The organism is Kribbella sp. NPDC049227, assembly GCF_043197265.1.
Classification (GTDB): domain Bacteria; phylum Actinomycetota; class Actinomycetes; order Propionibacteriales; family Kribbellaceae; genus Kribbella.
The window spans coordinates 218029-240783 of record NZ_JBICST010000010.1 but is presented as its reverse complement, the minus strand read 5'-3'; the positions used below and the strand labels follow the sequence as shown (position 1 = coordinate 240783).

At 67.7% G+C, this 22755-nt stretch carries 17 protein-coding genes and 1 pseudogene; 3 read left to right on the top strand and 15 right to left on the bottom strand.

All coding sequences use genetic code 11. The features are described 5' to 3' along the window. The 15 genes and pseudogenes from ACGFH6_RS40465 to ACGFH6_RS40395 form a co-directional block, all read right to left on the bottom strand. A complete protein-coding gene (locus ACGFH6_RS40465; protein WP_393395716.1) occupies window positions 1-927 on the bottom strand; it encodes a carbohydrate ABC transporter permease in 927 nt (308 codons plus the stop codon). Continuing rightward, a complete protein-coding gene (locus tag ACGFH6_RS40460) occupies window positions 924-1970 on the bottom strand; it encodes an ABC transporter permease (protein ID WP_393395713.1) in 1047 nt (348 codons plus the stop codon). Before ACGFH6_RS40460 ends, ACGFH6_RS40465 begins: the two co-directional genes overlap by 4 nt. 179 nt (window positions 1971-2149) lie before the next feature. Further along, entirely contained in the window at window positions 2150-3088 is a 939-nt protein-coding gene (locus tag ACGFH6_RS40455; RefSeq protein ID WP_393395710.1) for an MBL fold metallo-hydrolase, read from the bottom strand. A gap of 3 nt (window positions 3089-3091) precedes the next feature. Continuing rightward, window positions 3092-3865, bottom strand: a complete 774-nt coding sequence (locus ACGFH6_RS40450; RefSeq protein ID WP_393395707.1) for an enoyl-CoA hydratase/isomerase family protein — start codon at window positions 3863-3865, stop codon at window positions 3092-3094. Then, on the bottom strand, window positions 3858-4952 hold the full coding sequence (locus ACGFH6_RS40445; RefSeq protein WP_393395704.1) for a hypothetical protein: 1095 nt from the start codon (window positions 4950-4952) through the stop codon (window positions 3858-3860). Before ACGFH6_RS40445 ends, ACGFH6_RS40450 begins: the two co-directional genes overlap by 8 nt. Further along, the gene (locus ACGFH6_RS40440) at window positions 4949-6136 is read right to left on the bottom strand and encodes a CaiB/BaiF CoA transferase family protein (protein WP_393395701.1); all 1188 of its coding nucleotides are present in this window, start codon (window positions 6134-6136) and stop codon (window positions 4949-4951) included. The genes ACGFH6_RS40445 and ACGFH6_RS40440 overlap by 4 nt, the downstream gene beginning before the upstream one ends. After that, window positions 6133-6878 (bottom strand): annotated as a pseudogene (locus tag ACGFH6_RS40435) (SDR family NAD(P)-dependent oxidoreductase). Before ACGFH6_RS40435 ends, ACGFH6_RS40440 begins: the two are co-directional and overlap by 4 nt. A gap of 16 nt (window positions 6879-6894) precedes the next feature. Beyond that, window positions 6895-8721, bottom strand: a complete 1827-nt coding sequence (locus ACGFH6_RS40430; RefSeq protein ID WP_393395698.1) for a right-handed parallel beta-helix repeat-containing protein — start codon at window positions 8719-8721, stop codon at window positions 6895-6897. Between the two features lie 5 nt (window positions 8722-8726). Then, window positions 8727-10592, bottom strand: coding sequence for a right-handed parallel beta-helix repeat-containing protein (locus ACGFH6_RS40425; RefSeq protein ID WP_393395695.1), 1866 nt, complete (start codon window positions 10590-10592; stop codon window positions 8727-8729). A gap of 6 nt (window positions 10593-10598) precedes the next feature. After that, entirely contained in the window at window positions 10599-12458 is a 1860-nt protein-coding gene (locus tag ACGFH6_RS40420) for a right-handed parallel beta-helix repeat-containing protein (RefSeq protein WP_393395692.1), read from the bottom strand. A 26-nt stretch (window positions 12459-12484) separates the two neighbouring features. Next, on the bottom strand, window positions 12485-13279 hold the full coding sequence (locus ACGFH6_RS40415) for a hypothetical protein (protein ID WP_393395689.1): 795 nt from the start codon (window positions 13277-13279) through the stop codon (window positions 12485-12487). 8 nt (window positions 13280-13287) lie between these two features. Continuing rightward, on the bottom strand, window positions 13288-15204 hold the full coding sequence (locus ACGFH6_RS40410) for a hypothetical protein (protein ID WP_393395686.1): 1917 nt from the start codon (window positions 15202-15204) through the stop codon (window positions 13288-13290). Then, window positions 15201-16079, bottom strand: a complete 879-nt coding sequence (locus ACGFH6_RS40405; protein WP_393395682.1) for a carbohydrate ABC transporter permease — start codon at window positions 16077-16079, stop codon at window positions 15201-15203. The genes ACGFH6_RS40410 and ACGFH6_RS40405 overlap by 4 nt, the downstream gene beginning before the upstream one ends. Beyond that, window positions 16076-16945 (bottom strand): carbohydrate ABC transporter permease, encoded by an 870-nt coding sequence (locus tag ACGFH6_RS40400; protein ID WP_393395679.1) that lies wholly within the window; start codon window positions 16943-16945, stop codon window positions 16076-16078. Before ACGFH6_RS40400 ends, ACGFH6_RS40405 begins: the two co-directional genes overlap by 4 nt. After that, the gene (locus ACGFH6_RS40395; protein WP_393395676.1) at window positions 16942-18210 is read right to left on the bottom strand and encodes an ABC transporter substrate-binding protein; all 1269 of its coding nucleotides are present in this window, start codon (window positions 18208-18210) and stop codon (window positions 16942-16944) included. The genes ACGFH6_RS40400 and ACGFH6_RS40395 overlap by 4 nt, the downstream gene beginning before the upstream one ends. 178 nt (window positions 18211-18388) lie before the next feature. Between ACGFH6_RS40395 and ACGFH6_RS40390 the strand changes: the two genes are divergently transcribed. Genes ACGFH6_RS40390 through ACGFH6_RS40380 form a run of 3 tightly spaced genes read left to right on the top strand, consistent with a single transcriptional unit; the run spans window position 18389 to window position 22729 of the window. Further along, window positions 18389-19507: a GntR family transcriptional regulator gene (locus ACGFH6_RS40390; protein ID WP_360440191.1), complete on the top strand. Its 1119-nt coding sequence runs from the start codon at window positions 18389-18391 to the stop codon at window positions 19505-19507. After that, a complete protein-coding gene (locus ACGFH6_RS40385; protein ID WP_393395672.1) occupies window positions 19500-20297 on the top strand; it encodes an amidohydrolase family protein in 798 nt (265 codons plus the stop codon). Before ACGFH6_RS40390 ends, ACGFH6_RS40385 begins: the two co-directional genes overlap by 8 nt. Further along, the gene (locus ACGFH6_RS40380; RefSeq protein ID WP_393395669.1) at window positions 20294-22729 is read left to right on the top strand and encodes a glycoside hydrolase N-terminal domain-containing protein; all 2436 of its coding nucleotides are present in this window, start codon (window positions 20294-20296) and stop codon (window positions 22727-22729) included. Before ACGFH6_RS40385 ends, ACGFH6_RS40380 begins: the two co-directional genes overlap by 4 nt. The last annotated feature ends 26 nt before the right edge of the window (window positions 22730-22755 follow it).

Here is a 22755-nt window from a genome sequence, read left to right as displayed (position 1 = left end):
TCATCCCTTCACCGCCCCGGTCAGCATGCCCTTGGTGAAGTGCCGCTGGAGGAACGGATAGACGATCAGGATCGGAACCAGGGAGACCACCAGGATCGCCATCTGGATCGACTCCTGGGGCGGGAGCTGGTCGGCCGAAGCTCCACCGAGATCGCCACTGCTGAGCTCGGTGTTGTTGATGACGTAGGTCCGCAGTACCAGCTGCAGCGGCCACTTGGCCGTGTCGTTGATGTAGAGCATCGCGTTGAAGAACGCGTTCCAGTAGCCGACCGCGTAGAACAGGCCGATCACCGCGAGCACTGCCCGGGACAGCGGGAGGACGATCGACCAGAAGATCCGGAAGTCGCCGGCACCGTCGACCCGGGCCGAGTCGATCACCGACGCCGGGATACTCATGAAGAACGAACGGAGCACGATCACGTTGAAGCCGTTGATCGCGGTCGGCAGGACCAGCGCCAGCAGCGAGTCGAGCAGGCCGAACTCCTTCACCACCAGGTAGTTGGGGATCATCCCCGGGCTGAACAGGATGCTGAACAGCACGATCATCAGGATCGGCCGCTGCCCGAACGAGCCGGGCCGGCTCAGCGCGTAAGCCAGCATGGTGGATCCGGCCAGGCTGACCAGGGTGCCGCCGAGGGTGATCACGAAGCTGACCAGCAATGCTCGTTGCACCACACCGCCGTTGAAGATCGCCCGGTAGGAGCCCCAGTTGATGCCGTCCGGCCAGAGCACGAAGCCGCCGGAGTTGGTGACATGCGCCTGGCTGGCGATGCTGGTCGAGATCACTCCGATGAAGGGGATGATCACCACCGCGCAACACAGCACCAGCACGATGCCTTTGAGTGCCCGAGTCGGGATCGTCGGCACCTCGTCGATCGTCGACCGCCGGGTACCGGGCGGCCGGAGGAGATTCGTCTGGGTACTCATGCTTTCTGGTACACCCCCGCCTCGCCGAAGATGTGTGCGACCTTGTTGGCGCCGATCACCAGGGCGACGCCGACCAGACCCTTGACCAGACCCACCGCGGCCGAGACTCCCCATTGGCCGGCCAGTACGCCGTTGTTGTAGACGTAGGTGTCCAGGACCTCGCTGGCCGGTCTGCCGACCAGGTTCTGCTGCAGGACGATCTGCTCGAAACCGACGGTGAGCGAGTCGCCGAGCCGCAGGATCAGCAGCAGGATGATCAACCCGCGGATCCCCGGCACGGTGATGTGCCACAGCTGCCGCAAGCGCGACGCTCCGTCGACCCGGGCCGCCTCGTACAGCCCCTGATCGATCTGCGTCAGCGCGGCCAGGAACAAGATCGTCCCCCACCCCGAGTCCTTCCAGATCACCTGGCTGGTGAGCAGCGCGATGAAGCTGTCCGGATTGCCGAGGAAGTCGATCGTGTCGATGCCTCGGGCCCGCAACGTGTTGTTGATCAGGCCGCTGCCGCCGAGGATCTGCTGGAAGATCGCGATCACGATCACCCAGGACAGGAAGTGCGGCAGGTACAGCACCGACTGCACGACGCGCTTGATCCGCTCCGACAGCAGGCTGTTCAGCAACAGGGCCAGCGCGATCGGCGCCGGAAAGACGAAGATCACCTGGACCAGCGTGATCAGCAGCGTGTTCTTCAACGCGTTCAGGAACTCTGCGTCACCGTTGAAGATGACCGCGAAGTTGTCCAGCCCGACCCAGGCGCTGCGCCCGAACGGAACGAACGGCAGGTACTCCTGGAACGCGATCAGGTTGCCGAGCAACGGCAGGTAGTGGAACGCGAGCAGCAAGGCCAGACCGGGGATCGCCATCAGCAGCAGGACCTTGTCCCGGCGGGCTCGCGCCCACCACGACAGCTGCTGGCCGCCGGCGGGCGGTGCGGATCTCTGGGCGGTCGGGAGGCCCGGGGGTCCGGAGTCGGACGCCCGGGCTCGATCGATCAACTTGGTTTGTTTCGCTTCGGGGCTGAGGATTTCGTCTGCTCGAGCCACGCGACACTCCCTGCGTCGTCGGTGAACGTCGCCCTCCCGCGGGAGAGCGCTTTCCGTTCCCCCTGTTCGATGCTGTCGTGTTTTGGGGAGTGGCGCAGCTCCAGTCGGAGAGTCATCCGCGAATCGGGTCGGCCCGCTACGAATCGGCAGCGCGTCAGCGGCTGGAAAGTGAGCGGCGTTCAGGGACGCTGGTGCCAGCGGGGTTCGACGTCGCCCTGCCGGGCCAGGTGTTCCAGGTGTGCGCGTGCCATCCGGACCGTCTGGAGGTTGATGCCTCCGTAGCTGCCTAGGTCGGTGCCGATGGCTGTGGCCAGTTCACGGACGGTGAGCGAACCCTTCGCACGCAGGAGTTTCACCGTGAGCGCTTCGACCTCAGCCACCCACTCCAGGCTCTCGGTGATGCGTTGGCGACCGGCGTCCGACTCCAGCACGTCGCCGTGCGACGGAACGAGGGCGTCGAAGTCCAACTCCAGCAGGCGGTTCAGTCCGCCGACGTACCGGTCGACGTCGGTGTAGAGCGGAGCCAGCCAGGTGGAGCTGCCCAGGTAAGGCTGACCGCGCCCTTGCACATCGTCGAAGGAGAACAGGGTTCCGGACGACTCGTCGAGTACGGCGATATGGCCAGGACTGTGGCCGCTCGTCGTCATGACGCGGAGTGAGCGATCGAGCGGAAGGTAATCGCCGTCGCGGAGCAGTACGTCGACCCGAACGCGCTCGTCGAGCATCTCGAGCAGCTCCGAGCGTTCGGCCGGCGACAAGTCCATGGCGGCAGGATCCGAGCCCCACAGCTCGGTCAGCAACAGCTCGTTGTCCTCGAGCCAGCCCACCTCCGCCGCTGGAGCGGCCACCCGCGCACCACTCGCCCTCTTCAGTACGGCGTTCCCGCCCATGTGATCCGGATGCGCATGACTGTTGACGACAAGGGTCAGGTCGGTCAGCCGAAGCCCCAGTCCGGCCAACTCGGGTGCCGTCGCGGACTCCGGGGTGGAGGCGATCCCCGCGTCGAGCAGCACGAGCTCCGAGCCCGCGTCGATCACGTGCAGCCACAACGGCAGCCCGCACACATGCGGGTAGTCCGTCGCCAACCGGTGGATTCCCGGTGCGATCTCAACGGCCACAGCTCACCGTCCTTCGAAGTCGCCGGTACGACGCTCCGCGAAGGCCGCCCGGCCTTCGGCCGCGTCGCGGGTGCCGAGAGCAACGGCCTGCAGCTCCCGCTCGTACTGGATGGCCTGTTCGAGTCCCATCGACCACGCGGCGCGCAGGTTCGCCTTGGCCGCCTGCGCGGCGATCGGTGGCCGGACAGCGATCCGGTGCGCCAACTCGGTTGCAGCAGGCAACACCTCGGAAGGCGGCAGCACCTGGCTGACCAGCCCGATCCGCAGCGCCTCCGCGGCGTCGATGGGGTCACCGGTGAGGAGCATCATCGCCGCGTCACTGGCCGGCACCGACGCCGCGAGCAGCGCGGTCACGCCGCCACCACCGATCCACCCGAGCTTGATCTCGGCCGCGGCGAAACTCGCCGACGACGAGGCCAGCCGGATGTCGCACGACAGCGCCAGCTCGAGCCCACCGCCGTACGCATAGCCGTTGATCGCCGCGATCACCGGCGTACGCAGGGCGCGTAAGGCGTCGCAGTAGTCGCGGCGGTTGCGGAAGTGCCAGGGCCCGTCGTACCGGTCGAGTTCGCCGATGTCGCTGCCGACGGAGAAGGCGCGGTCGCCCGCACCGGTCACGACGACTGCCCGAATCGAAGGGTCCTCGTCGATCTTCGGGATCAGCTCGAGCAGTTCCGCGCTCATCGAGCGGGTCGCCGCGTTCAGCTTGGCCGGCCGGTCGAGCGTGAGCAGCCCGACGTACCCGTCCTGCTCGAAGGCGATCCGGCCGTCATCCATGACTCACGCTCCGGTAGTCGTCCTCGATCCGGTCGACCGCGGCCCCCGGATCACTGGCGTCGTCCAGCAGCTCCCGCACCCGCTCCGACAGTTCGTCCTGGAACGCGATCCACCCGTCGAACCGCGGCCGGATGTACGACGTCGTGAGCGTGCCGAGCGTGGCCGAGTAATGCCCGTTCCACGCTTTGTCCACCACGTCGGACGCCCACACGGCCGCGGTCGCCGACTGCCCGCCGACTGTCGACACGACATCCAACTGAGTGCTGACGTCCAGCAACCCGCGCACGTACTTCGTCACCGCCAGGACCTGTCGGTACCCCCGCGGAGTCACTGCCAGTCCAGTCCCGCCCAGCGTGCTGTTGGCCAATCGGTCCGCCGGCCGCAATCGCGGCGCTTCCGACCAGGCCAGCGGCTGCCGGTCCTCCCCCACCGCACCGTAGTACGCATAGCTGTACACCAGCGGACAGCACAACAGCTCGTTGCTCTCAGCAAGCAGCTCGTGGATCCCGATCGGATCGAGCTCCGCCACACTCCGGTCACTCCGCTGCCACACGGCGCGCAGTACCCGGATCGCCTCGACCGCTCGATCCCGCTCGAGCAACCGAGCCCCGGTCCGGTCACCGGCGAGTCCGAGCAACATCAACCCGGCATGTGGCCCAGCGACACACAGTACGACGCCCGGCGTCTCCAGTACGTCGGACCAGGTTGCCGGCGGCGTAGTCAGCCGGTCCGGCCGATACAGACACGTCTGCGTCGCCGCATCGATCGGCAGCGCCCATCCGTACCCGTGCAACCGATAGCTGTCCCACGTCGGCTCGACCGCCCGCGACCGCCACACCTTGAGATCCCGCGCCGCGAACACGTCCTCCACCGGCAGGATCGCGCCCGCCTCGACGGCCGCCCCGAGCCCGGGATGATCGACCACGAGCAGGTCGTACGTCTCGGCCAGCTCCGCCAACGGCGTGGACTCGAACCCGGACAACGGCTGCCGATCCCACACCACCCGTACGCCGGACTCTTCGAAAGCCTCCAACGGCCGGTAGCCACGGGGGTGATCCCACGTCAGCCCGCGCAGTTGCACGGTCACGGCGAAACCACCGCGCCTTGCTGGAGCAACGCCTGCCGCTGCTCCGATGACAACCCCAGCTCGGCGAGCAGCTCATCGGTGTGCTCGCCGACGAGCGGTGCGGGACGCCGTACCTCGGCAGGCGTCCGGCTGAAGCGATACGGGAACCCTGGCGTCGTCACCGCACCCTCGGTCGGGTGCTCGTACGTGACGAATGACCCGTTGTGCAGCACCTGCGGATCCGTGCGTACGTCGGCGTACGACAGCACCGGCCCACACCAGACACCGCGCTCGCGCAGCTTGTGCAACCAGTGGTCGGTCGACTCCCGCCGCAACGCGTTCGACACGGCCGCGGCGATCTCGTCGCGCCGGGAGAAGCCGTCCCGTTCCGCATCCAGCCCAGCCAGCTGCGGCGCGTCCAGCACCTCGGCCAGCACCGGCAGGTTCGCGAACGCCAGCGAGAGATAGCCGTCGGCGGTCGTGAAGATGCCGTACGGCGCACGGATGTAGCTGTGCGCGTGCACCTCCTCGGACCTCGTCTGTGGAACGCCGCCGACCGTGTGCACCGACAACTCCTGCATCTGCAGCGCGATCACCGCGTCCAGCATGTTGACCTGCACGAGCTGCCCCTCGCCGGTGCGTTCGCGATGCAGCAACGCGGCCAGCACCCCTTCGAAGGCGCTGTACGCCGTGACCGCGTCGGCAAGGAAGTACGGCGCGGCGACCGGCGGCTCGTCCGGACGACCGGCACTGAACAACGCACCGCTCATCGCCTGGACCAGCAGGTCCTGCCCCGGCCAGTCGGCGTACGGACCGGTCTCGCCGTACCCCGAGATCGACACGTAGATCAGGTCGGGCTTCAGTGCGCGCAAGGTGTCGTAGTCCAGGCCGAGCCGCGCGGCGACGCCGGGCCGGTAGTTCTGCAGGAACACGTCGGCCGACTTCACGAGCTCATGGACCAAGTCGCGACCATCGGCGGACTTCAGGTCGACTGCGAGGCTGCGTTTGTTCCGGTTGAGCGACAGGAACGACGCGTTCACCTCGTTCCCGGTGGCGCCACCGGCCGCTGTGTGCCGTTGCCATTCGCCGGTCACCGGCTCGACCTTCACCACGTCCGCACCCAGGTCGCCGAGCCGCATCGCGGCCAGCGGCCCGGCCATCGCCACCGATACGTCGAGGACGCGGTAGCCGTCGAGAATGCTCATTGGGCGGTCCATCCCGCGTCCACCGGCAGGACGGCCCCGGTGATGAACGACGCATCGTCGCTGGCGAGGAACGCGATCGCGGCCGCGACCTCCGACGGCTGTCCGATCCGGCCGAGCGCGTGATGCCGGTCGACCATCGCCTGCATCGCGCCCGGATCGTCCGCGCCGCCGACCTTGCCGTTGCGGATCAGCGGCGTGTCGATCAGCCCGGGCGCGACGCAGTTCGCGCGGACGCCGGCCCGGCCGTGATCGAGCGCCATCGCGCGGGTCAGGTTCTCCACGCCGCCTTCGCCGCGCAGTACGCCGACCGGTTGCGCTCCCCCACCGTGCCGATCGCCGAGGAGATCGTCACGATCGCCCCGCCGCCCTGCTCGACGAACCGAGGCAGTACGGCGCGGCAGGAGTTGTAGACGCCGGTCAGATCGACATCGAGGATCGTCTGCCACTCGTCGGGCGAGGTGTTCGGCACGGTGTCGCACACGTCGACGCCGGCCGCACTGACCAGGACATGGACGGCGTCCAGCGCAGCGACCAGGTCGACTGTGCCGGCGAGGTCTGTGACATCCAGCTCGTACCCACGACCGCCAAGCTCGGCACCCAATGCAGCAGCGGAGTCGCCGTCTCGGTCACACACGATCACGGTGCCGCCCTCGGCGGCGATCCGGCGGGCCGTGGCCGCGCCGATCCCGGAGGCACCTCCGGTGATCAGCGCGACCTTGCCCACATACCGTTCCTTGTCCATAAGTAATCCGCGAACCTCAGGGCTTCTCGTAAGGGAAGGACGGCAGTACGCCGATCTGGTCGTACTGCATCCGGGAGTCGTCGAACCCGGGCTCCCAGCTGACGTTGGCGAACGTGTCGCACGGTCCCGCCGACGGCCCGTGGTACGGGTCGCTCTCGGTGTTGGTCACCTTGATGTCGGAGAACGCGAAGGCACAGCCGCCGAAGTCCATGTGCACGCCGTACGGCTTGCTGTCCGGCATCGACGGATCCGCGTTCGCGTCGTCGATGATCAGCTGGGACACGGCCGCGTCCGGGGTGTACGGCGGCTGGTTGCGAACGCCGTACGCGTAGAACGGACCGGTGTCACCGCTGTCCTGCGCCAGGTGCGACAGGCGCACGTGGTGGACTGTGTTGCCACCGGCGTAGTTGTCCGCGTTCGGGATCTCCGGCCGGGACTCGATGCTGATGCCGTACCGGGCGCCGTGCTCGACGACGGTGTGACTGATCTCGTTGCCGCCGCTGTTCATGATCTCGACGCCGGCGGAGTCGCCCGGGACCAGTTCGCCGACGTGATGGATGTAGTTGTTGGTGAACGTGTTGCCGTGGGCAACATCGCCCTCACCCGGCCACCCGCCCTCGACCTTGATGCCGTCGTTGCCGAGGTGCTCGAGCAGACTGTCCGACACCGTGGTCTTCTCGTTCGCGAAGAGCAGTTCGATCGCGGTGAACCCGGTCTGCTGCAGGTGCATCCGGGTCAGCTTGACGCCCCGGGTGTTGGTGAGCGTGATCGCGCCCCACCGGTTCCGCGGCAACTCGATCTGGGTGTCGTACTTCGGGTACTTGTGCTTGAACCCCGAGTCACCGGTCTGGTTCCAGCCGTACCGGTACCAGTCCATGAAGTCGGTGTGCTGGATCGTCAGCCCGTCGAGGGTCAGGTTCTCCACCCGCCGGTTCGCGGACGCGCCGGCGATCGAGAACACCTGCGTCTGCGTCGGGCGCATCACGTGGACGCCGTCCATCGTGCCGCCGGCCGGCTTGTAGTACAGCGTCTTCGCGGGGTAGTCGAGGTAGTACTCGCCGGCCTGGTCGAGCAGGCTCAACGAGTTCTGCACGAAGTACCGCGAGCCGCCGCCGGAGTTGATGAAGCCGTAGCGCGCCGGGTAGACCAGCGTCGTCCGCTTCTTGGTGAAGTTGATGTCGAGCATCGGGATCGTGTCGGTGAACCACGACCACGACCCGCCCGACCACACCGTCACCTGCGCGGGCCACGACGTTCCGAGCCGCAGGTCCCAGGACGGGTCGATGTCACCGGTGTTGAACCCGAGCTGGTCCCGAACCGCTTCCTTGGTCGAGTCGAACAGGATCGACCGCAGGTACGGCGCCCACTCGTCGTCGGACTGCCGGTTCGGGTACCGCGCTGTGGTCGCACGCTTCCCGTCGACGTACAGGCTGTAGAACGGCTGGTCGATGTCGACCGGCGCCTTGAAGATCCCGTCCTGGTACGGCGTCCACCCGGTGACCTCCCGCGCCGCCTCGAACACCGCCTTCCCCGGCCCGTCCACACTCCGGTACGTCACGCCGGAGTCGCGATCGTCGAAGCTGATCGTCTTGTCGACCTGATAGGTCCCGGCCTTCAGGTTCACGACCGGCGCACACGCGGGCTTCGTGAACCGCAGCGTGTCGCGAGCATGCTCGACCGTCTTCCAGGGCTTCCGCTGCGTCCCCGGACCGGCATCGTTCCCGGTCGGCGACACCCAGAACGACTCACACTTGGCAGCGTCCTTCGGGCCCGCACCAAGCGCCGAACCCGCGCCGACGACAGCAAGCGCAACACCGATCACCAAACCGCCAACCAGTCGCATTCCGCTCACCGCCCCGTCACGTCGTACGGGAAGCCGGGGAGGACGCCGATCTTGTCGTACTCCATCTTCGAGGCGTCGAAACCCTCCGCCCAGTTCGCGTTGGCGACCTGGTTGCACTGGTACGACTGGTACTTGTCGTCGGTCACCTGGCCGACCTCGATGTCGCTGAAGCTGAAGCCACAACCACCGGCGTCCATGTGCACGCCCCGGGTTCCGCTGTCCGGCATCGACGCATCCGGGATCACGTCGGTGACGACCATCTGCTTGACGGTGTTCTGCACAGGATGCGGCTCCTGGTTGTCGACGCCGTAGGTGTAGAACGCGCCCATGTCACCGCTGTCCAGGCCGGTCTCCTCCAGCCGGATGTAGGAGAAGTTGTTGCCGGACGCGTACTGCTCGCCGTCGGTCACCTCCGGACGCGACTCCAGGCTGATGCCGTAGCGGGCACTGTGCTTCACGACAACGTGCGAGATCTCGTTGTTGCCGGTGCCCATCAGTTCGATCCCGGCCGCGTCGCCCGGCACCAGCTCGCCGACGTGGTCGATGTAGAGGTTGGTGAACGTGTTGTGGTTCGCGACGTCACCCTCGCCCGGGTACGGGCCTTCGACCTTGACGCCGTCGCCACCGATGTTCTCCAGCAGGCTGTCGGCGATCCTCACGTGATCGTTGGCCGTCAACAGGTAGACACCGTGGTAGCCGGTGTCGTGCACGTGCAGCCCGGTGAGGTCGACGTTGCGGGTGTTGGTCAGGGTGACCGCGCCGTACCGGTTGCGGGTCATCTCGATCTGGCGGTCGTACTCCGGGTACTTGTGCTTCTGGCCGGAGTCACCGGCGCTGATCCAGCCGGAGCGGTACCACTGCATGAAGTCGGTGCCCGCGACCCCGAGTCCGTCGAACGCGATGTCGTGCAGCCGGCGCGTAGGCGAGACCCCGGCCAGCGAGAGCACCTGGGTCTGCGTCGGGCGGAGCACCCGCTTGCCGTCCATCGTGCCGCCGCGAGGCTTGTAGTACAGCTCCTTGGTCGCCCAGTCCAGGTAGTACTCGTCCTCGGCGTCGAGGAGGTCGAGGGAGTTCTGGACGAAGTACCGGGAACCGGACCGGGAGTTCATCATCGCGTACCGGGTCCAGTAGTCCAGGATGACCTTGTTGTCCTTCCAGTCCGCGTTCTTGATCGGCACCGTGTCGGTGAACCAGCTCCACGACCCGCCCGACCAGATCATCAGCTGGGCCGGCCAGTCGGTGTAGCTGTTCAGGTTCCAGGTCTCGTTCCAGTCGCCCTCGGTGTAGCCGACCTGGTCACGCAGGGCCTCCTTCTCCGGCTCGATCAGGACGGACTTCAGGTACGGCGCCCATTCGTCGTCGGACTGCCGGTTCGGGTACCGGGCCGTGGTGGCGCGTTCGCCGTCGACGTACAGCGTGTAGAACGGCTGGTCGATGTCGACCTTGGCCTTGAAGATTCCGTCCTTGTACGGCGTCCAGCCGGTGACCTCCTGCGCCGCCTCGAGCTCCGCCTTCCCCGGACCGTCCACGCTCCGGTACACGACCTTGTGCCCGTTCGAGCCGGAGTCACGGTCGTCGAAGCCGATCGTCCTGGCCACCTGGTAGGTGCCGGACTTCAGGTTGACCACCAGGTCACAGGACATCCGCTGGTTCAGCCCGCGGGCCCGGATGGTGTCGCGAGCATGCTCGATCGTCCGCCATGGCTTGCGTTCGGTTCCCGGAGCCGCGTCGTCGCCGGTCGGCGAAACCCAGAACGCGTCGCACTTTTCCTGCCCGGCCGCCGGGGCGGCGGCTCGCGCCGCCACCCCGCCGCCGAGGACGAGCGCCGGGAGGGCGAGCCCGGCGATCACTCCACCGATGAATCCACGCATCTCAGCTCACCGCCCCGACACGTCGTACGGGAAGGTGGGCAGGACGCCGATCTTGTCGTACTCCATCTTCGTGGCGTCGAACCCGTCGACCCAGTCGGCGTTGGTCACCTCGTTGCACTGGTAGGACTGGTACTTCTGGTCGGTCACCTTCCCGACCTGGACGTTGCTGAACGCGAACCCGCAACCACCGGCGTCCATGTGTACGCCGCGAGTACCACCCGCGTCCGGCATCGACGGGTCCGGGATCACGTCGCCGACCACCAACTGGTCGACGGTGTTCGTGACCGGATGCGGTTCCTGGTTGTCCACGCCGTAGGTGTAGAACGAGCCCATGTCGCCGCTGTCCAGGCCGGTCTCCTCCAGCCGGATGTACTTGAAGCTGTTGCCGGAGGCGTACTGGTCGCCGTCGGTGACCTCAGGCCGCGACTCCAGGCTGATGCCGTAGCGGGCGCTGTGCTTCACCTCGATGTTCGAGATGGTGTTGTTGCCGGTGTCCATCAACTCGATCCCGGCCGCGTCGCCCGGGACCAGCTCGCCGATGTGGTCGATGAACGTGTTGGAGATCGTGTGGTGGTTGCTCAGGTCACCTTCACCCGGCCAGCCGCCCTCGACCTTGATGCCGTCGGCACCGATGTTCTCCAGCAGGCTGTCGGTGATCTTGGTGTGGTCGTTGGCGAACAACAGGTAGACGCCCGTGAAGCCGGTGTCGGACAGATGCAGCCGGGACAGGTCGATGTTGCTCGTGTTGGTCAGCGTGATCGCGCCGAACCGGTTCCGCGGCATCTCGATCTGCCGGTCGTACTCCGGGTACTTGTGCTCGACACCCGCGTCGCCGCCGGCCACCCAGCCGTTGCGGTACCAGCTGACGAAGTCGGAGTACTGGACCCCGAGCCCGTCGAAGCTCACGTCGTGCAGCCGGTCCTGCGGCGACGAACCCGCGAGGTTCAGCACCGTCTTCACGGTCGGGCGGAGCACCTTGATGCCGTCCATCGTGCCGCCGCGCGGCTTGTAGTAGACCTCACCGGCCTTGGCGTCGAGGTAGTACTCCCCCGGCTGGTCCAGGAAGCTCAGCGAGTTCTGGAAGAAGTACCGGGAGCCGCCGCGGCTGTTCACCATCGCGTAGCGGGTCCAGTACTTCAGCGTGGTCTGGGTTTTCTTGAAGTTGGTGTCGAGCAGCGGGATCGTGTCGGTGAACCACGACCACGAGCCGCCCGACCAGATCGTGACCGACGCCTGGCTCATGTCCCAGGTCGGGTCCCAGTCGCCCGGCTTGCCCCAGAGCCAGTTGTGGACGTCCATCTTGTCCTCTTCGTAGAGGATCGACGTCATGTACGGCGCCCACTCGTCATCGGCCTGCCGGTTCGGGTAGCGCGCGTTGGTCGCACGTTTGCCGTCCTCGAACAGCGTGTAGAACGGCTTGGACGCGTCCACCTTGGCCTTGTAGATGCCGTCCTTGTACGCCTCCCAGCCGGTGATCTCCTCGGCACCTTGCAGCGTCGCCTTGCCCGGACCGTCGGCACTGCGGTAGATCACCCGGTGCCCGTTCTTGCCGGAGTCGCGCTGGTCGAAGCCGATCGTGGACGTGACCGGGTACTCGCCGGCCTTCAGGTTGACGGTGATGTCACAGTTCATCCGGTCGTTGAGGTGGTTGTTCCGGATCTCGTCGCGAGCCCGGGTGATCGTCTTCCACGGGTTCTTCTCGGTGCCCTTGGCGGCGTCGTCACCGTTGGGTGCGACATAGAAGCTGTCGCACCTGGCCGCACCGGCAGGCTGAGCGTTGAGTTGGACGGCCGCGACAGCCACCAGGGCAGCCGCGACCACCCCGGCGCCGACGCTGAGCGCCGTACGCCTGGTTCTCTTGGACATGTTAGGCGGGGTCCTCTCTCGGAGGGTCAGTCGCCGGCGTTGCCGTTCTGGCTTCGCCAGCGCTCGTACTCGAGGCGGGTCTTCTCGGTCAGGGGGTAGTAGTCGCGCAGCGGGGCGCCCTCGTCGATCCGGGCCCGGCTGAACTTCTCCCACGCGTCGTGCTCGGCGGCCGCCTCGACGACGGCCTCCGCGCGCCGCCGCGGGACGACGACCGCGCCGTCGTCGTCGGCGAGCACCAGGTCACCGGGCAGTGTGAGGACGCCGCCGACCGCGACCGGGACGTTGTATGCCCACGGGAACAGTTCGGCCTGGGACGCGTAGTGCGGGGTGGCTCCGGTGGACCAGATCGGTACGTCGAGCTGCGACACCCGGGGAACGTCGCGGATCCGGCCGTCGATCACGATGCCGGCGCCGCCGCGGAGCTTGAAGTAGCGGACCAGCATGTCGCCGAAGCAGCCGGTGGTGTGGCTGCCGTAGGCCTGGACCACCAGCACGTCGCCGGGCTGTACCTCGTCGAGCACGGCCCACAGCGCCGTACTGCGCTCGATGTATTCCTGGGTCTGGCCGTCGGCGATGTCCTCCCGCTGCGGCATGAACTGCAGCGTCAGTGCCCGGCCGACCACTTTCTTGCCGGGGAACATGCTGGTCGGTCCGTCGACGAAGGTCCGGCGGATGCCCTGGCCGTGCAACCGGGCACAGGCGGTCGCCGACCCGATCTCGGCCAGCCGGGACACCAGTCCGGGATCCGATGGCGGCGGGGTGTCGCCGCGCACCGGCAGGTCCCAGACGGGTACCACCGGGACTTGTTCCGTGTTGCTCATATGTCTCCTCAGGAAAGCGCCAGGTGTGCGGCGCGGTAGGTGTTTCTGGTCAGCCGGAGCTCGAGCCGGATGGTCCGGCCCGGCGGCATCGTCACTTCGAGTCTGTTGCTGCCGACAACGACCGTGCGGGTGCCCGGAGTCGGTGGCGGCGAGGTGTACGCCGGGGACGGTCCGGGGTACTCGCCCGTGGCGGTGGACACGGTGGCCTCGTCGATCCGGTCGGTGCCGAAGCTGCCGGCCTGGACGATCACGCGACGGGTCTGGGTCGCGGACAGGTTGACCAACTGCAGGCAGGTCCGGTCCGGCTCGACCGTGTCGACCAGTGCGGCGACGTCGGCCGGTAGACCGGGACGCCCGCGATCGGGGTCGAGGTACAGAACCCGGAGCGGCAGCAGTCCACCGTTGTACAGGAGTTGCGGTGTGCCTGTGGTCAACTGCAACAGGGCCTCGGTCGCGACCGGGTTGTGCCGCTGCCAGTGATGGATGTTCAGGTCGGCCGGATCGGTCGTGTCGACGGCCATCAGATCCATCCGGCGCTGCACCTGCGACAGCGCGACCCCCAGCATCGCCTCGGGGTAGCCGGGGTTGTCCCCGTCGAGGTAGGCCAGCCAGGGTGCTTCGTGCCCGGCGTCCTCCTTGTTGCGGAAGTCGCGCACGGTTCGCCAGTCGTAGCCGCTGCGCTCCCTGAGCTGCCGCAGCCGATCGCGGTCCGAGGACTCGAACGCTGCCTGCCACAACCAGATCGGCAACCCGAGCTGCGGCGGCTGGTAGTCGAACCAGCCGTCGTCCCCATGCCGATTCGGGATCAGGAGGGTCGGCTTGGCGCAGTCGTCGCCGAGCTCGGCCTGCCAGCGGTCCCGGATACTCAGCTCGGTCTCGTCGACCGCGCCCGTGATGCCGCGCTCGTACAGGTGGTCGAGCAGGTGCCTGGCGATGTCGAGCCGTTTGGAGTCACCGGTCAGCACCGCGCCGTTCAGTGCCGCGATGCAGGCGGCCGAGCCGACGCTGTAGACACCGTGCGGCCAGTTCCAGCCGTAGTTGCCGCCGTACCAACGGCCGTCGTGCAACTCGCCGACGATCCCGCTGGGCCCGACGTTGTCCGGGACGAGTCCGTCGTTGGCTGCAGCCCTTTCCTGCCAGGCGTCGAGGTACTCCAGTGTCCACGCGGCGAACCGGTCGTTGTGGTCGTACAGCCACGCGTTCGCCGTCAGGGTTGTGGCGGCCAGGTTGACCGCGCTGTCGCCCGCACCTTGGCGGCGGATCATCTCCGCACCCATCAGGTCCGCGTTCGCCGGATCCTTCAGGTCGTCCCAACTCGTGATCCCCGGTACGCCGGGCAGCGGCAGCCCGAAGATCCGCATGTTCGTCAGGTCGGCGCCGTACGAACGCCACTCGTCGTTGATGCCCCAGCGCGGACCACCACCGCCGTTGTGCGGTGCGCGGATCGTGCGCGTCGCCGGGTCGTAGTTGCCCGCCGGTGAGCCGGGCAGGTAGAGCTCCGCGAACCGGTACGCCCGCTCGCGGAACACCTCGTCGCCCGGATCGGCCGCACACAAGGCGTAGAAGAAGATCATCGACTCGCCGATGTGGAACCAGTCGTAACCGCGCTCGAACTCGTCGACCAGGAAGCCCAGGTCGGTGAGCTGGCGGGTGACGCCTTCCCAATGCCACTTGGCCACGTCGATCAGGTCGTCCGCACCGCCGAGCTGGTAGAGCACGGGCCAGTTCACGAACGCCTCGTAGAAGTCGTCCGCGCCGTCGCGGCTCTGCACCGGTCCGGCGTAGCGCAGGCTGCCGTCGGGCAGGCAGTACCGTTCGCGGAACAGCCACCAGCCCTCGTCCATCACGTCGAACAGGCGGCGCTGCATGATCGCCCACGCGGGCGGGGTGCCGATGGGTGTCTCGGCGACAATCGGTTCGGTCATCCCTTGGTCGCCCCCGCAGTCAGGCCGCTGATCACGTGCCGCTGCAGCAGCACGAAGACCACCAGCAACGGAGCCACCGCGAGCAGCAGCGTCGGGAACACGACCGTGTAGTCGGTCGAGTACTGGCTCACCGCGGCGTACACACCGGTGGTGACGGTGTAGAGACCGCTGCCGGGGCCGAGGATGATCTGTGGGTTCACGAAGTCGTTCCACACCGAGAAGGTGTTCAGGATGACCATCGTCACGACCGCCGGCTTCATCAGCGGGAACACGATCGACCAGAAGATCCGGTGCTTGCCGGCCCCGTCGACGGCGGCCGCCTCGTCCAGGCTGGCCGGGATCGTCATGATGTAGCCGGCGTACAGGAAGATCGAGAACGGCAGGGTCAGCGTCGTCTCGAACAGCACGAACCCCGGGATGGTCCCCATCAGCCCGAGGAACTTCAGGGTGTAGACGACCGGGATGACCAGCACCTGGCTCGGGATGAACGTGCCGGCCACGAACAGCAGCAGGAGCATGCGGTAGCGGCGTTCACTGCGGCGGGCGATCACGTACGAGACCGGGCCGGCCAGCGCGACGGACAGGACGTTCACCGAGACCACGAACAGCGCGGTGACGGCGTACCCCTTGAGGATGTTGAAGTCCGGGTTCGTCCACGCCTTCTGCAGGTACTGCGTCGTCAGTTGGTCGGGCGACAACGAGAAGGGGTGGGCCAGGATGTCCTGCTGCGACTTGAACGCGCTGACCACCAGCAGGTACATCGGCACCAGCATCAGCACGCTGGTCACGATCAGGAACGCGATCCGGCCGGCACCCTTGGTGCGCATCGGTCTGAACTGGACTGTCGCCACTCGAGGCATGCGAATGGCGCTCATCCCTGCACTCCCTGATCGGCCCTGGATCGCAGCCGCGCGACCGTCAGAGCGAGACCGGCGGTGACGATCATCAGCACGACGCTCTGCGCCGACCCGAACCCGAGCGCGTTGTTGTGGAACGAGTCCCACAGGATCAGGTACGCCGCCGTCTGCGTCGAACCGGCGGGACCACCACCGGTCAGCGACACGACCAGGTCGTACGTCTTCAGCAGCGTCACCAGCGACAGCACGAGGTTCACGGTGACCACCGGCGCGAGCGCCGGCAGCGTGACATTGCGGAACGTCTGCCGCGCCGACGCACCATCGATCCGGGCGGACTCCAGCAGATCCTTCGACACCGTCTGCAGACCCGCGAGGTAGAGCACGACGTTCACGCCGAACCCTGCCCACACCAGTACGCCGATGAGACTCGCGAGCGCCCAGTTCGGGTTGGACAGGAACGGCAGCACCTCGGCGCCCTTGGTGGTCAGCCAGCCGTTCACGACACCCGACGTACCGAGGACCGCGCTCCACAGGAACCCGACGACCAAGGCACTGAGCACGTGGGGATAGAAGAGGATCACGCGGAAGAGCGAGTTGAGCCGGGACGCGCCGTTCACCAGCAGGGCGAAGCCGAGACCGAGCACGCTCAGGAGGACGGTCCCGACCGCGGCGATCACCAGCGTGACCCAACCCGCCCGGAGCGCCTCCTCGCTCTGCGCGAGGTCGAGGTAGTTGCGCACGCCGACCACCACCGGGTTCGCGCTGTACCCGTTCCAGTCGGTCAGGCTCAGATAGACCGAGAGACAGACCGGGACGACGAGCATGACGACGAACAGCACCAGGGCGGGACCGACCATACTCATCGTGGTCAGTCGCGCTCTCACGACTTCGACCCCATCCAGCTGTCGATGCGGGTGGCCACGTCCTTGGCGCTCTTGCCGGTGTAGAGGCTCTGGACCGCCTTGTTCCATTCGCCGTTGAAGCCCGACGGCAGGGTGTTGGCGCCGTATCCCTCGCCCTGCGCGACGCCCTTCGGCGCCTGGTCGAGGATGTCCTGCACCTGCTTGCCGAGCGGCGTCAGCTTGTCGGTGAAGCCCTTCCGGAAGTTGCCGTCCTGCGCCAGCTGACTCTGTACGGCGGCTTGGTCGGTGACCAGGAACTGGACCAGCTTCACCGAGAGGTCACGCTGCTTGGTCGACTTCAGCACCATGTACGGCGCGGCCATCGTCACGCCCTGCGGACCCGGGTACGGCTGGCCGGCTTCGGTCGGCGCGGCGAACACGCCCAGGTCGAAGGTGGGCTTCTGGCTCTCCGCGGTACGGACGAACCAGCTGCCCATGATGTACATCGCGGACTTGCCGGTGAGGAAGTTGGTCTGCGCGTTCACGTCGTCGAGGCCGAGCGCGTTCTTGTCGACGTACCCGCTCTTGATCCAGGACTCGTAGCGCTGCAGCAGTGGGAGCATGCTCTGGCCGACGCCGAGCTGCTTGGAGCCGACCTGCTGGTACCAGTCCGGGTGCTTGGTGGCGATCGACGGGTCGCTGAGCTGCAGCAGCTGCAACCCGGTCACGTAGTCGCCGGCCGTCTGCAGCGGCAGGTAGCCCGCGGCCTTCAGCTTGCCCATCGCGGCGGTCAGCTCGTCGAGGTCCTTGGGCGGCGACGCGATGCCGGCCTTGGTGAACGCGTCCTTGTTGTAGAAGACCAGCGACTGCGCCTGCTGGCCGACGCCGACGGTGTAGACCTTGCCGTCCAGCGCTGCCTGCTGCGCCAGCGGTGTGTCCTTGGTCCAGGCCTGGTCGGTCAGCTCGAGCATCTGCGGCGCGAGCACCTTGTCGGCCATCAGCGTCTCGACCACGTCCGGAGCGTTTCCGGCCGCGAGCAGCTGCGGCAGCGAATCCTTCACGCCCGAGCCGGTCGGTGCCTCGATCTTCACGTCGACGCCGGGGTTGGCGTCCTCGAACGGCTTGACCAGTCCCTCCCAGTACCCCTTGGTCAGGTTGGGGGTGATGTTCACCAGCATCCGCACCTCACCGGTGGCGGCACCGGCCGAACCCTCGTCCTCGAACCCGCCACCACCGCAGCCTGCCGCGCCCACCAGGATCACGACAGACGTCAGCACACCGAGCTTCCGCCGAACCGATCGAGCCATTTCCGGGTCCTCCTCAGATCAACCCGGCATCGGGGGCGGCCGGGGCGTCGTTATCGAGTGACGATGCAGAGGACCGCGCTCAAGTGTCAACGTATAAACGGCAAACTGGACGTTCTGAGTCAGAAGTCCGTGCCATATGGGGTCGACAGAACGACGTGAGCGGGGTCACCATGCAGCCATGCCCGATGCCGGAAGACCCAAATCGCCGCTGACCCTGTCGTCGGCCGAGCGGGCCGCGCTGACCCATCTTGCCTCCGGTCCCCAGACCAGTGCAGCAATGCGCCTGCGCAGCCGGATCGTGCTCGCCTGCGCGGAGGGCGAGTCGAACAAGGACGTCGCGGACCTGCTCGCGGTCACTCCGGGCACGGTCGGCAAGTGGCGGCGGCGGTTCCTGCGGATGGGGATGGCCGGTCTCGACGACGGCATGCGCAGCGGCCGGCCCCGGATGGTCGACCGGATCCAGCTCGGCGCGGTGGCGACAACATCGATGGCCGATTCCGGACACCTGCCGTCGACGCGCGAGATTGCGGCGACGTACGGCGTCTCGCAGTCGACCGTCTCGCGCCGTCGCCGCGAGGAGTTGCACCGGCATCGCACCGGCGGCGGCGGGCTGGCGTTGCACGCGACGCAACCCGCTCCCCCGCCGTCGAGTGAGAACGAGCTGCTGTCCGATCGTGTCTACGAGGCGATCCGCGGCTGGATCCTGTCCGGCGAACTGGCCCCTGGCATGCGCGTGGTCGAGTCCGAGATCGCCCGCGTCCTCGGCACCAGCCAGACACCCGCCCGGGAGGCCGTACGGCGCCTCGCCCACGAGGGACTGGTGACGTACCGGCCGCGGCTGGGGAACTTCGTCACCGAGATCTCGCAGGTCGAGGCCCGCGAGGCGCGCGAGGTCCGGGTGCTGCTGGAGAGCGCGGCCGCCCGGCGTGCGACCGGGAACGTCCCGCAGGCAGAGCTGGACCTGCTGCGGATCGAGGTGCAGCGGATGACCGACGCCGCCGATCACCACGACATCGGCGCGTTCCGGGAGGCCGACCTGCGCTTCCACCGGCAAGTCCTGGCGACCAGCGGCAACTCGATGCTGCTGCGCGTCTGGCGCACTCTCGAGCCCGCCCTGTGGAACCTGCAGGTGGTCTCCAACGCCATGTACGCCGGCGACTGGGGCCTGATGGCGCGGCGGCATCTCGACCTGATCGAGGTGCTGTCCGGCACCGACCCCGAGGACTCCGCCCGCCTCTTCTCTGCCCACGCCCGCGGCGAAAGCTCCATCACCAGACCCGCGGGCCGCCATGATTGATGCCCACGTGCACGTGTGGGACACCGCACGGCGCGCCCTCCCGTGGCTGCCCACTGGTCATCCCCTCCGCCGCGACTTCACTCTCGCCGATCTGTCCGCCGACCGGCCTCCCGGCCAGTCCGACGGTCGGCTCCCCGGCCTGGTGCTCGTCCAGGCCGACGCCGACCCCGCCGAGGTCCACGACCTGCTCGATCTCGCGGCCACCACACCTTCGGTGGCCGGCGTCGTCGGGTGGTTCGACCTCCGCAACCTGCCGGCCGATCTGCCGGGCGACCCCCGGCTGGTCGGCATCCGGAGCCCACCGGCCGACCAGACCGACCCCGATGCCCTGACCGATCCCGCGCATGTCCGCGGGGTGCGAGCCGCCACCGACGCCGGTCTCGCCATCGACCTCCTCCTCCGCCCACCCGCCCTGATCGGCGCCGCCCGACTCGCTTCCGTCGTACCCGAGGCACGCCTGGTGCTCGACCATCTCGGCAACCCCACGACCGCCGACGCCACCTGGCGCACCGGCCTCCAAGCTCTCGCCGAGTGCCCGAACGTGACCGTGAAGCTCTCCGGGACCGCCCACCTGCCGCCCGACGACCTCGCCGAGCTCGTCGACGTCGCCCTCGATCTGTTCGGCAGCGACCGGTTGATGTTCGGTTCGGACTGGCCCGTGTGCACCCTGTCGGCCGGCCGTTCCGAGGTTGTCCGCCGTACCGCTGACCTGCTCCCCTCCGCCACGCACAACGACGTGTTCCGCGGCACCGCCCAGCGCACCTACCGCCCCAGGGAGACCGCCCCATGACCGAATACACCCGACGCCAGGTCCTGCGGACCGCCGGCGCCGCGGCCGGCACCGCTGTCGTCGCCGGCGCACTCACCGATCCGCTCGCGGCCGCGGCCGCTGCCGCCCCGCCGACTCCAGGCAGCGACACCAATCCGCTGAAACTCTGGTACACCCAGCCCGCCACCGAATGGCTCCAAGCACTTGCCGTCGGCAACGGCCGCCTCGGCGCGATGGTGTACGGCGGGACCGCGACCGAGCAACTGCAACTCAACGAGGACTCGATCTGGGCCGGCGGCCCGCACCAGTACGACGACCCGGTCGGGCGCGAGGTGCTGCCGGAGATCCGCCGGCTGATCGCCGAGGAGAAGTACCTCGACGCGCAGAACCTCGCCGACGAGCACTTCATGGGCCGCCCGACCGAGCAGATGCAGTACCAGCCGGTCGGCAACCTGACGCTGACCTTCCCCGGCATCACCGACACCGGTGTCTCCTCCTATCGACGCGACCTTGACCTGACCACCGCGATCACCTCTGTCACCTACGTCCATGCCGGCGTCCGCTACACGCGCGAGGTCTTCGTCAGTCATCCGGCGCAAGTCCTGGTGATGCGTTTGACGGCAGACACGCGCGCCACACTCACCTTCGACGCGAGCTTCAGCACCGAACAGGCCGCAACCGCCGACCGCTTCGACGACCGCACGCTGGCGCTCAACGGCATCAGCGGCGACGCCGAGGGCTTGACCGGCTCGGTCAAGTTCTGCGCGCTCCTCCGTGCCTTCGCCGAGGGTGGTTCGACGACTGTTGCCGATGGCAAACTCTCGGTCGCCGGCGCGGACGCGGTCACGCTGGTCTTCTCGGTTGGCACCAGCTACCGCAACTACCAGGACGTCAGCGCCGACCAGGTGGCGCGCGCCGTAGCACCGCTGCCCGAGGAGCGTCCGGCGTACGGGCGGCTGCGGCACGACCACGTCGAGGACTACCGCCGGCTGTTCGGGCGTCTGGACATCGATCTCGGTACGTCGGACGCGGTCGCGCTGCCGACCGACCAACGGGTGCAGGCGTTCCGCGACGGCGGTGACCCGCAACTGGCCGCGTTGTACTACCAGTTCGGCCGGTATCTGCTGATCTCCAGCTCACGCAGCCCCGGGCAACCGGCCAACCTCCAGGGCATCTGGAGCTACAAGATGCTGCCGGAGTGGCAGTCGAAGTTCACGCTGAACATCAACTGCGAGATGAACTACTGGCCGGCCGGGCCGGCCAACCTCGCGGAATGCTGGGATCCGCTGTTCCAGATGATCTCCGAGCTCGCCGAGTCCGGGGCCCGGACGGCCGCAACGATGTACGACGCTCCCGGGTGGGTCGCGCACCACAACACCGACGGGTGGCGAGGCACGGCTCCGGTCGACTTCGCGTTCTACGGTGTCTGGCCGACCGGGGGCGCGTGGTTGTCGCTGCTGTTCTGGGAGCGGTACGAGTACACCGGCGACCTGGAGATGCTGCGGCAGTACTACCCGGTGCTGCGCGGGTCGGTGGAGTTCTTCGTGGACCAGTTGCAGACCGACGCCAAGACGGGCTGGCTGGTGACCAGCCCGTCGCACTCACCCGAGCTGAAGCACCACGACTACGACAACGTCGGCGTCAGCATGTGCGCGGGCCCGACGATGGACACCGAGATCCTGCACGACCTGTTCAAGGTGTTCGGCCAGGCCGCCGCGCTGCTCGGCAAGGACTCGGCGATGGCCGCGCAGGTGGCCGAGGCACGGTCCCGGCTGGCGCCGATCCAGATCGGCTATCTCGGCCAGATCCAGGAGTGGCTGATCGACTGGGAGGAGGCCGCGATGGAGACGAGTCGACATGTCTCACACCTGTGGGCCGTGTTCCCGAGCGACCAGGTCACCCCGCGCCGTACGCCGGAGCTCGCCGATGCGGCCCGGAAGTCGCTGGAACTGCGCGGTCCTGCGGTCACGGCCGGCTGGTCGCTGGCCTGGAAGCTGAACCTGCGTGCCCGGTTGCTCGAAGCGGACAACGCATACAAGCACCTCACGCAGCTCCTCGCTCCCGGACGTACCGCGCCGAACCTGTTCGACCTGCACCCACCGTTCCAGATCGACGGCAACTTCGGCGGCATCTCCGGTATCACCGAGATGCTCATGCAGAGCCACTCCGGCGAGGTCGCTCTTCTTCCCTGCCTGCCCGCCGCCTTCGCGGATGGACGGATCCGCGGCCTGCGGGCTCGTGGCGGCTTCGACCTGGATCTGTCCTGGTCCGAGGGCAAGCTCACCCGGGCTCGCATTCATTCGCTGCTGGGCAACCGGCTGCGGCTGCGCACCGGCGTACGGGTCGACGTGAAGTCCAGCGCCGGTCCGGTCGCCTTCGCGCGACCCGAGGACGGCGTCGTCGAGTTCCGCACCCGGCGGGGCGTCGACTACTTCGTCGAGCCGCGCCCCTGACCCGTCGTCACCGCCCCGAAAGGTTC